Annotated in this window: 10 protein-coding genes and 1 tRNA gene; 3 read left to right on the top strand and 8 right to left on the bottom strand. The window is 62.7% G+C overall.

Annotated features, from left to right (window positions below; all coding sequences use genetic code 11):
* Nucleotides 1-412: 412 nt before the first annotated feature.
* Together SB771_RS29345 and SB771_RS29340 are read right to left on the bottom strand one after the other, a co-directional pair.
* Nucleotides 413-943, bottom strand: a complete 531-nt coding sequence (locus SB771_RS29345; protein ID WP_006757410.1) for a cytochrome b — start codon at nt 941-943, stop codon at nt 413-415.
* Nucleotides 943-2,034, bottom strand: a complete 1,092-nt coding sequence (locus tag SB771_RS29340; protein WP_175661292.1) for a catalase family peroxidase — start codon at nt 2,032-2,034, stop codon at nt 943-945. Before SB771_RS29340 ends, SB771_RS29345 begins: the two co-directional genes overlap by 1 nt.
* A gap of 157 nt (nt 2,035-2,191) precedes the next feature.
* On the opposite strand from SB771_RS29340, the gene SB771_RS29335 reads away from it, so the two are divergent.
* Nucleotides 2,192-2,710, top strand: a complete 519-nt coding sequence (locus tag SB771_RS29335) for a sigma-70 family RNA polymerase sigma factor (protein WP_105830786.1) — start codon at nt 2,192-2,194, stop codon at nt 2,708-2,710.
* Complete coding sequence (locus SB771_RS29330; protein WP_175661293.1) at nt 2,707-3,468, top strand: anti-sigma factor family protein; 762 nt, start codon at nt 2,707-2,709, stop codon at nt 3,466-3,468. The genes SB771_RS29335 and SB771_RS29330 overlap by 4 nt, the downstream gene beginning before the upstream one ends.
* Nucleotides 3,469-3,938: 470 nt before the next feature.
* Here the strand turns inward: SB771_RS29330 and SB771_RS29325 are convergent, their stop codons facing one another.
* The 6 genes from SB771_RS29325 to SB771_RS29300 form a co-directional block, all read right to left on the bottom strand.
* Nucleotides 3,939-4,298, bottom strand: a complete 360-nt coding sequence (locus SB771_RS29325; RefSeq protein ID WP_244096814.1) for a hypothetical protein — start codon at nt 4,296-4,298, stop codon at nt 3,939-3,941.
* Between the two features lie 95 nt (nt 4,299-4,393).
* Nucleotides 4,394-4,834 (bottom strand): hypothetical protein, encoded by a 441-nt coding sequence (locus SB771_RS29320; RefSeq protein ID WP_175661294.1) that lies wholly within the window; start codon nt 4,832-4,834, stop codon nt 4,394-4,396.
* A gap of 428 nt (nt 4,835-5,262) precedes the next feature.
* Entirely contained in the window at nt 5,263-5,601 is a 339-nt protein-coding gene (locus tag SB771_RS29315; protein ID WP_165750608.1) for an EamA family transporter, read from the bottom strand.
* Nucleotides 5,598-6,386 carry a methyltransferase domain-containing protein gene (locus SB771_RS29310; protein ID WP_165750740.1) on the bottom strand — a complete coding sequence of 263 codons (789 nt, stop codon included), beginning with the start codon at nt 6,384-6,386 and terminating at the stop codon, nt 5,598-5,600. The genes SB771_RS29315 and SB771_RS29310 overlap by 4 nt, the downstream gene beginning before the upstream one ends.
* 74 nt (nt 6,387-6,460) lie before the next feature.
* Complete coding sequence (locus SB771_RS29305) at nt 6,461-8,032, bottom strand: hypothetical protein (RefSeq protein ID WP_175661295.1); 1,572 nt, start codon at nt 8,030-8,032, stop codon at nt 6,461-6,463.
* Nucleotides 8,033-8,105: 73 nt separating this feature from the next.
* Complete coding sequence (locus tag SB771_RS29300; protein ID WP_175661296.1) at nt 8,106-9,041, bottom strand: glycosyltransferase family 2 protein; 936 nt, start codon at nt 9,039-9,041, stop codon at nt 8,106-8,108.
* A 354-nt stretch (nt 9,042-9,395) separates the two neighbouring features.
* Here SB771_RS29300 and SB771_RS29295 point away from each other — a divergent pair.
* Nucleotides 9,396-9,472 (top strand) — tRNA-Val (locus SB771_RS29295).
* Nucleotides 9,473-9,628: the final 156 nt, after the last annotated feature.

The raw sequence follows: 9,628 nt of genomic DNA, 5'->3' as shown, positions 1-9,628 counted from the left end.
GCTGTTAATTTTTAAAGAGCATTTCTGCGAGAAACCTTCTGTTTCTCAGCAGCGCTGCGTTTTCAGCAGCAGAGAAGCGAGATTATGAGGTGTTTTTTTCAACTCGTCAACAACTTATTTAACTAATTCGTTGCGACGGTTGGGATTCAACTCAATGTGCGCCGAGATCGCTAAAACCAATCTCAATTGCACCGCTTCCCTTCTTTCTCCCCGCGCCGTGTTTCCGTTAGCGCGAAAGAGGCGTGATTCTATGCACCCGCCCTCGTCTCCGCAACCCTTTTGTGAAAATTTTTTTACAAGCGGTGCCGGGGAGCCGTTGAGCCGTCCCCCGATACTTATAGAAGCGACTCGGCAGAAGCTGCCTCGGTTGCCCGTGAACAGCCCTGCCGCATGGAACGCAACCCTCCGTCGCTCACCGCCCCACCATCGCCCTCACCACCCCATCCCTCCGGATCAAGCCGTGATACAGCGCGGCCGCAAAGTGCGCGACGAACGTAGCGAAGAACAGGTAGGCCAGCAGCCGGTGCGCGACCCGGAGCCAGGCAAATGTCACCGGATCCGCCGAAACCAGTGCCGGCAACTGCACACCGCCGCCCAACGTCACCGGATACCCCCCAGCCGACAGCATCGCCCAGCCGATCAGCGGCATCGCGACCATCAGCGCATACAGCACGAGATGCGACCCATGCGCGGCCACCTTCTGCCAGACGGGCAGATCCGCGGGCAACGCCGGCGGCTTCGACACGAAGCGCACCACGATCCGCACACAAACCAGTACCAGCACCGCAACCCCCAGCGGCTTATGCAAAGCCACGAGGAAATCATGCCGCCCGGAAACGGACGCCACCATTCCCACGCCAATAAACAACATCGTGAGAATCATCGCGGCCATCACCCAATGCAGCACCCTCGCCGGCAAGCTAAACGTCGTAGTCGCCTTCATCACCGTCCCTCCGCACTCAACCGCGCCGCACCGGCCACGCCGGCCTCTTCACTCGTCCTGCGCAGATACGAATCCGCATACGCCGCCGACCGCGCCGCCAGCAACGGATCCCCCGATACCTGAATCCCCTGCGGCAATACCGTCGGGTCGTAATTCACATCGCGGCACGGCCCGCTGTCCTGCGGCTCCACGCGATCGAGCACGAGCGTGCCCGCGTCGATCGTCGTGCGCTGCGTGGGCCACACCTTCGTCGCGTCGTCCACCGGATCGCCGGGCGCCGCCAGCGTGACCAGCAGCTTCCACTTCTGCGCACCGTCCGCGATGCGACGCGTCAGGTCCTGCTGCAACACGTTCGGATCCGCAGCCGTCGCGACGTCGCCGGCGCCGGCCGTCTGCTCCGGCACGACGCGCCACCGCACCGCCTGGCGCTTGCCCGCTGCGTCGACGAAGTAGAACGCGTTCAGCCCGTAATAACTTTCGGTGACGTAGCTCGCGCTCGGCTTCGCACCCTTCACCCATGCGCGGAATGCAGCCGTCTCCGGATGCGCGCCGAAAAACGCCTTCACCTTCGCCGGATCGGGCTTGCCCGTGGCCGGATCCGGCCGGGTCGCGAGCAACTGCGCGTAGAACGCCTTCGGCGTGGCCACCGGAAACACAGGCATCGCGTTCATCCCGGTCCGCCATTGCTGGCCGTCCGGTGCGGTGAGTTTCAGCGCGAGGCTGCGGATCGGCACGCTGCTGTCGGGCGCATACGGATTCCCGCCCGGCAGCGCGAACCGCCCGACTACCGGCGTGCGCACCGCCTTGAAGAACGGCGCGACCGAATACGCGCTGGCGGCGCCGTTGCTTTCGAAGTAACCGGTCACGCACACGCCCTTCGCGTGATTGCGCCGGAAACCCGGATGCGCGCCGCCGCCGGCCGTCTGCAGCGCGTCGACGATTCGGTGCGGGGTCAGCCGCGCCGGCGCGAGCCAGCCGCCGACATACCCGAACGCCACGGTCACGCCGGCCACCGCGCCGCCGATCACGGCCCAGCGCCACCACCCGCGCCCGGGTTCGCGCGGCGGCGAAGAAGAGGAAGATTGCTTCATGGATGCACTCCCGATCGTCAGATCATTGTCGAACAGGCATAGGACGCCGTACGCGCCGCTTTATTCCATGAAGAAATTTTTCGTATGCTGACGGAATAAGCGGCGCCGACCGGCGTCCTACGCGGAATCTCCACGCTTATCGGCTAGCGCCCCGGCCATGCCCCCAAACGCCCCCGACGACGACGCGTTGCGCGAACTCATCCCCAGGCTGCGACGCTTCGCGCTCTGGCTGGCGCGCGACGTTCATGCGGCAGACGATCTCGTCCAGTCGACGCTCGAGCGCGCGCTGTCGCGCTGGACGAGCCGCCGCGACGACGCGTCGCTGCGCAGCTGGCTCTTCACGATCCTTTACCGGCAGTTTCTCGACGGCAAGCGCAGCGCGAAGCGTTACGCGTGGATGCTCGGCCGCATTCGCGACGACGACGAGCTGCACTGGCCGTCCGCCGAACGCGAGGTCGCCGCGCGTGCGACGCTCGAAGCGTTCGGCCGCCTGTCCGACGAGCAGCGCAGCCTGCTTCTGCTCGTCGCGGTCGAGGGCTTCACGTATCAAGAAGTCGCCGACCTGCTCGACGTGCCGATCGGCACCGTGATGTCGCGACTCTCGCGCGCGCGTCAGGCGCTGCGCCAGCTCAGCGACGGCGAGCTTCCCGCCCCTTCTCTCCGGTTGATGAAATGAACAACCTCCGTCCCGACGAACACGATCTCCAGGCCTATGTCGACGGCCAGCTCGACGACGATGCGCGTGCCGCGGTCGAGCGATATCTCGCGCTGCATCCGGAGAGTGCGGAACAGGTGAAGCGCTGGCAGCAGGATGCGCAGCGGTTGCGGGCCGCGCTCGAGAGTGTGCGGATGCCGGGCGAGAATCCTGAACTCGATCCGGCGGCGATTCGTGCGCGGCGTGCGGAGCGCTCGCGGATGCGGTTCGCGATCGCGGCTTCGTTCGTGTTCTGTATCGGGCTGGGGACGTTCGGTGGGTGGCAGGCGCGCGGGTGGAACGCGGCGCCGCCGATCGCGCCGATGAGCGATGCGCTCGAGGCTTACCGGATGATGGTGGTCGACCAGGTCGCGAAGGTGGATTTCCGGCCGACGAGTGCGGGCGATTTGCAGGGCTGGCTCACCAGACGCGTGGGCGCTTCGGCGAAGCTGCCGGATTTGAGTGCGGCGGGGTTCAAGCCGGTTGGCGGGCGGTTATTTACGACGGACAGCGGGGCCACGGCCGCGATGGTGCTCTATGAAGACAATGCCGGACGGACGCTCAGCTTCTATCTCCGGCCAGCGGAATCGAAACATCGGCTGTTGCCGGCTGGGCAACGCGTGGATGGGGCGTTGCTGGCGCGGTATGGGTCGGTGAATGGGATTAATTTTGCGCTGGTGGGGCCGGCGGTCAATCTCGGCGAACAAGCCGTTGTGCGGGCGCTCGATCAGCAGATTTGAGCGAGACAATGCGCGGAGCGTGGTCCGCGGGCCGGCCCCGGCGGCTCAGCCAGCCCGAAAGCGCTCACGCTCACCGTTCGGGTTCACAGCATTGGGATTCGTTTTCGTATTGGTTATCCACACCGCTCAGATCGTCTCGATGCGTTCGTGGATGGGCGGGCGCTCTTCGGTTTCGGTCTCACAGGGTTTGGCGTCGTTTCGGCGCTGGATATCCACATCGGCTGCAACGGCTTCGCATACCCTCCCTTGTCGAATCGCTCACCTTTGGGTTGCACAGGATTTCGAGTGGCTTTAGCGGGTGATATCCACACCGCTCTCACCGAGCCGATGCACAGGGTTTCGATTTAGTTGCGTTCAGGTTGTTCACACGCGTGAGCGCTTCGTTGGCCAGACCGAGCAGCGTCGCGGTATCGAGCTCGACGGGGCACCGGTCGGTTTGGCCATCCTTCTCCCTGAGACATCCTGTTCAACTACCCTTCTTTCTGCACGGCCATTAATTCCCTCAGGCACTCAACGCACGTTGCGGTCAGCAATCCGATGGCTGCTTCCATCGACTCGTCGTCGTTGAAGCGGTAGACGCCCCCTCCCTCGTACTTACCGCCCAGCGCAAGCACTTTCGTCTCTTCGGATTCGAGCATGTAGCCGGGATGCTCGATTTCGTCGCGCAAAAAGATCAACGGCACAATCCGACGGCTGTCGCTCCAGCGGCTGCGATCCCTGACGAGATCGGACACCGCTTGTGTCACAAGCTCACCGCCGACATATCCGTGAGACGGGCAATTTATCAGCGGCATCTCGTCACCTGTTTCCTGAAACACAAACTGTCGCATGAGCAGTCCTCAACCACGCCGACTCATCCGGCGCTGCCTCCATCGGTGGATTCGTATCGGCCACCAACTACAACACCTTGACCAGCCAGCGTGATTCAGTCGCCACGAAACCGCATCTCCAAACTCACATCCCCTTGCCTGGGATCGTAGCGAAACTCCGCCACGCCCCACGAACACGGCTCGAGTCGTGCCTCTGTGGGATGCGCGCTCACCACAGCCAGTCCCGACGACTTCGCGATCGACCGAACGATCTTCGACTCTGTGATGCTCGCATCGAGGAAGCGAATCGTATCGAACAGGATCAACACGCTCGTCAGACGCCCTCCAACCACGTCGATCAAGCATTCGCCCGCATGTCCACCGAAGGTGATCTTCTGCGATATGCGATAACGCACCGCACCGTTCTCCAGCTCCTGCACCGGCGAACACAAGCGCCGGACGCCCTCGCTCAATCGCCCGTCGTCGCCGACCTCGATACGCATGCGGTCGGCGTGAACCACACCGCTTTGCCAGTCAACCCAGATCGCCAATGTCATGTCGACAACTCGTCGCATCGTGAATGCCGGCGATTCTACAGACATGACCGTTCGAACATTGACCGCAGGCCTCACAGCCCGTCGATTTGGTTGTCTGCTTGCTGCGCGTAGTGCATGGTCTGCTCGGATCACAGTCGCCGGACTGTGCTTATCCAATGGTGTTAACAGTGTTCGTATACATACGTAGTGATAGTTAACAAGCATGCGGCCTCACAGTGGATAACCACCGTAACGTTCTGAATTTTCAGCACGAAGTGGAATGCACAACCACAGGCAATGAACACTCAAAGCTCTGTGCAGCACAGAACAACTTTTCGCAGATTCACAGCCGCGCCGACATATCCTCAATCGTTCCACTGTGAATCCAGAGGCTTGCCGGATGGTTATCCAGAGAGGGCTGTGGATAAGTTGCGCCTCAATTCCGCCCTCTATCGAACCACAGCGATCAGGTACAGGCCGCCGAGGATCATCGCGACGCCGCCCCATTGCGCATACGACACGCGCTCGCTGAAGAACACGATTCCGGCGAGAAAGACGAGCACGAACGTGAGTGCGGTAAACGGATAGACGACCGTGAGCCCGGCCTTGCTCAATGCGAAGATCCAGAGCACCGTGCCCGCGCCGTAGCAGAGCAACCCGAGCGCGACCCACACATTGATGAATTCAGCTAACGCGTGGCGTCCGTCGGCACCGAGCTTGAACGCGATCTGACCGGTTGCCGCGAGGAATACGCCAGCCAGAATGAGAACGTAGACGGATAGTTTCACCTGTCTCCCTCGTTGCGCTTCAATCGGTTTGTGACCATGCGGCTCTTCAGGATGGCGATCCCGGTCTTCGCGCGCACCGGCAGCCAGCGCAGCACGAACTTGCGTGCCTTGTAGCCGGGCGGCGATACGTCCGGTACGCTCGAACGGCGGTCAATGCGGTGTTGTTTGATGGCGTCCGGCAGCCGTTCCACTTCGTCGGCGGCAACGAAAAAGAGCAGGTTGTAGCGGTACCACGGCTCGATGCGCGTATCCGCCGCAATTAGCGGCCGTACGAAATCGAACAGCTGGTAGCCGTGGCGCGCGAACAGGTCGCGCCAGAATTCGTAGCGCTGCTCGTTGATGTGGTTTTCGCCGCCCTGGCCGGGCACGGCGGCAGAAAACAGCACGTGTTTGCCATGCCGGACGAGATTGTCGACGAGTACCTCGCTGGATGCCTTCGGTACGTGCTCGCCGACTTCAAGGCACTGGACGAGATCGAACGCTCGTCCGAGATCGAAGCGCTTCGAAATATCGGCCGGCACGAAGCGGGCGGGGTCGAACATCAGCACCGAACGATCCACATAGTCGCCGTCGATGCCGGTGAAGTCCTGCACGCCGAACTCGCGATGCACGCTGAGCCATGCTCCGGCGCCGCAACCGACGTCGAGGATGCTCGCAGGCCTCAGCACTGCATTGACGCCTGGCAGTACGCCGCGCGCGGACCGTACCGATCCTTCGCGCTGATACCGGTAGAACGTCTCGTCATACGGCCGCGGCGCATCGTCCGCTATGAATCCAGGTGGCATCGCAATCTCCCGATGGCGCGATCGGTGCAAGTCGCGTGGCGCGACGCAACGCACCTCATGTGACGGCAGTGTAATCAATCGCTCCGACAAGCTTGCTTCTCATACACCGACCATTCGCCCGCTGTCTTCACGCGCACGACGCGACAGTCCGGATTGGCGAAAAACGCGTCCGGCAGCGGTGTCTCTGCGCGGACGAAAAAATACCGGTATAGGCGCCCCTGGTGTTGCTGCCAGTTGAAATGCCTGTACAGCGGCAACGGCGAGACGTCGGACGGCCCGACGCCGGGCAACTGGTCGAGCCGAAAACGGACGATCTGCGGCGGGAACCGCGCGGCATTGAAATCGACGAATCCGCGATGCTCGGCCTGATACCAGACCGGAAAGTTTTCGTAGACAAACGGGTTGTCCGCGGCCACGCTCGCCCGGTCGACGATGATCCCGAGGCCGCGCTGCGCCGGTTCGATCGCGTTGGCGACCACGTCGAAATCGGCGCTCTCGTCGGCGAAGCGCACCGCACGCACGCCTTGCTGCGCGACGAAGCCGGCGCAGATCCCGGCAAGGATCAGTTGCGTCATCAGCGCGAGCCAGGGCGTACCCGCTCGAGCCGATTCGGCGGGCTCGGGCGCCCGAAACATCAATGCATAGAACGGAAGCAGGAACAGCGCGAAGCGCGGAAACAGGAAGAACGTGTTGATCGCGAACAGCGGCACACCGAACCAGACGATGGTCACAACGAGCGCCGGTACATAGGCGGTGATGTGTCGGTTTGCCTTCGACGCCATCAGGAACGGTGCGGCGACGATCAGCAGAAAGGCCAGCAGTAAACCGTTGTCGGCGGTAATACCCAACGGATAGAACATGGCGGAAAGTATTCTGGCCAGTGGATTGATGGTCCAGATCACGGTGAACGGATACATCGGCGCCAGATCGACGTCTCGATGCAACACCGCGTACAGCACGGTGACAAGCGCGAGCGCCGCATACGGCCACGCGACGAGCAGTGCGCGCGAAAACGTGCCGGGCCGGCGCACGAGCAGGAACAATCCGCCGATCGCGTTCGCGAACACGAAGATCAGCCCGTGCGAGAAAAACAGCGCAAGATTCACGAACGCCAGCACGGCGCCGCGCCGCAAGGTGGGCCGCTCGGCATAGTCGAGCGCGAGCGCGAGGAAGACCATCGCGACCGGCGTGGCGACCAGGTACGAATAGAGGCCGAATTCATACGCGAAGCCGAAGAACCCGGGCACGCACAGCCAGTCGAGACGCGGATCCGTACCGAGACGCCGGCGCAGCGCGACGTACGCGGCGACGAAACCGTAGAACGACAGCGTCAGCATGACCTTGAATGCGGCGGTGACAGGCATCACGAACGACAGTGCGGCCGCCGCGCCATAGCCGAGCAGGTAGGGCGTAAACAGATTGATCCGCAGCAATGGCGCCCATGGCGACTGGCCGCGCAGCATGTCGTGCAGCGTGGCGACCTGCGCCGCATGCTGCGGAAGATCGACCATCGGCGGGTGCGGCGCGAGCCAGAACAGCAGACCGGCCACCGCGACCGTCGCAACGAACAACACGCGCAACGCGCGATCGGCTGCGCGATACGGCCACGCGTGCGGCAGGCGGCCGCTTACCGTGCTGTCATCCATTGCACGAGCCCCCGCGTGAGACCGCTGCCCCCGGCCTCGGGCCGGATCATCGCGCTACAGCACCGATTGCCCGTCATAGCGTCTTCTCGACGATGAAGCGCGGGCGTTGCTTCGTCTCCGAATAGATCTTCGCGACATAGCCGCCGATCACGCCGAGGAACAGCAGCTGCAGGCCGCCGAGAAAGTACATCGGGATTACGGTGGACGCCCAGCCGGGCACCGAGCGGTCGGTAAACAACCGGATCGACAGCGCCCAGACGCCGCACACGGTCGAGGCCAGCGCGAGCAGGGCGCCAACGTACGCGCTCCATTGCAGCGGCTTCGTCGAAAACGACGCGACGCCGTCCGACGCGAGCAGGATCATCCTCGCCAACGGATATTTGCTCTCGCCGGCGAAGCGCGGTTGTCGGTCGTAGTGGACGATCGCGGTACGGAAGCCCAGCAACGGCACGATGCCGCGCAGGAACAGATTGACCTCGCGGAAGCCGCGCAACTCTTCGATCGCTCGGCGGCTCATCAGGCGGAAGTCAGCGTGATCCGGCAAGATGTCGACGCCGAAGCGGCGCAGCACCCGGTAGTAGCCGCGCGCGCTGACGCGCTTGAAGAAGCCGTCGCTGTCGCGCCGCTGCCGCACGCCGAATACGATCTCGGCGCCGGAGTGGTATTCGCCCAGCATGCGCGGGATTGCGTCGAGGTCGTCCTGGAGATCGGCGTCGAGACTGATCAGCACGTCGCCGTTCACTTTCATGAGACCGGCCAGCAACGCATTCTGGTGTCCGTGGTTGCGCGACAACTTGAGGCCATGGATACGCGGATCGGCGGCATGGAAGCCTTCGATGAGCGACCATGTCCGGTCGTGCGAACCGTCGTCGACGAACGTCACACCGCTTGCGCCGTCAATGATGCCGTCGCGGCTAAGCCGGTCAAGCAGGATCGTGAGCCGGCGTACCGTCTCCGGCAACACGGCTTCTTCGTTGAAGCAGGGAATCACGAGATTGAGCGCGACCATACCCACCCCGATATCGTTACGCGTACGTTGCGGTCTACGTCGTCACGAGGCGCTACTGATCCGTGCATTATGGCGCGCGCTTCGTGCATCACGCGCGCCTGTTCCCCGTGACCGGAACGGGCCGGTTCCTGCTCTTGATTGTCGTTCGCAACCCCGGCCCCGGATTCGCGACGAATCCATTATGACGGAACGAGCTCCTGCTCGGTGAGGCGTCGCAGTGAGGATGAACCCGGATGCGATTGCGGTTTGCCTCGAGCGCCGGAAAATCCCCCAAAAGCATCATCCCCGTTTCAAAAATTTTTCACGAAGGGGCTTGTGCTCCTCCAAAACCCTCTCTATAATTCGCGGCTTCTTAGGCTCGTAGCTCAGTTGGTTAGAGCACCACCTTGACATGGTGGGGGTCGTTGGTTCGAATCCAATCGAGCCTACCAACGAACAAAATGAAGGGGTCCGGCAGCGCGAATTGCCTACAGGCAATCCGGCTCGCCAAACATACAAACGCCACGCGGCAACCTCGCGTGGCGTTTTTCTTTTTGCGGCCGAAACTGCGCATGCCAGTGCACGATGCATCGTGCGATTCACGCGCT

This window comes from Burkholderia sp. SIMBA_051, assembly GCF_046534915.1.
Classification (GTDB): domain Bacteria; phylum Pseudomonadota; class Gammaproteobacteria; order Burkholderiales; family Burkholderiaceae; genus Burkholderia; species Burkholderia ambifaria.
This window is presented reverse-complemented; position numbering and strand designations above follow the sequence as displayed.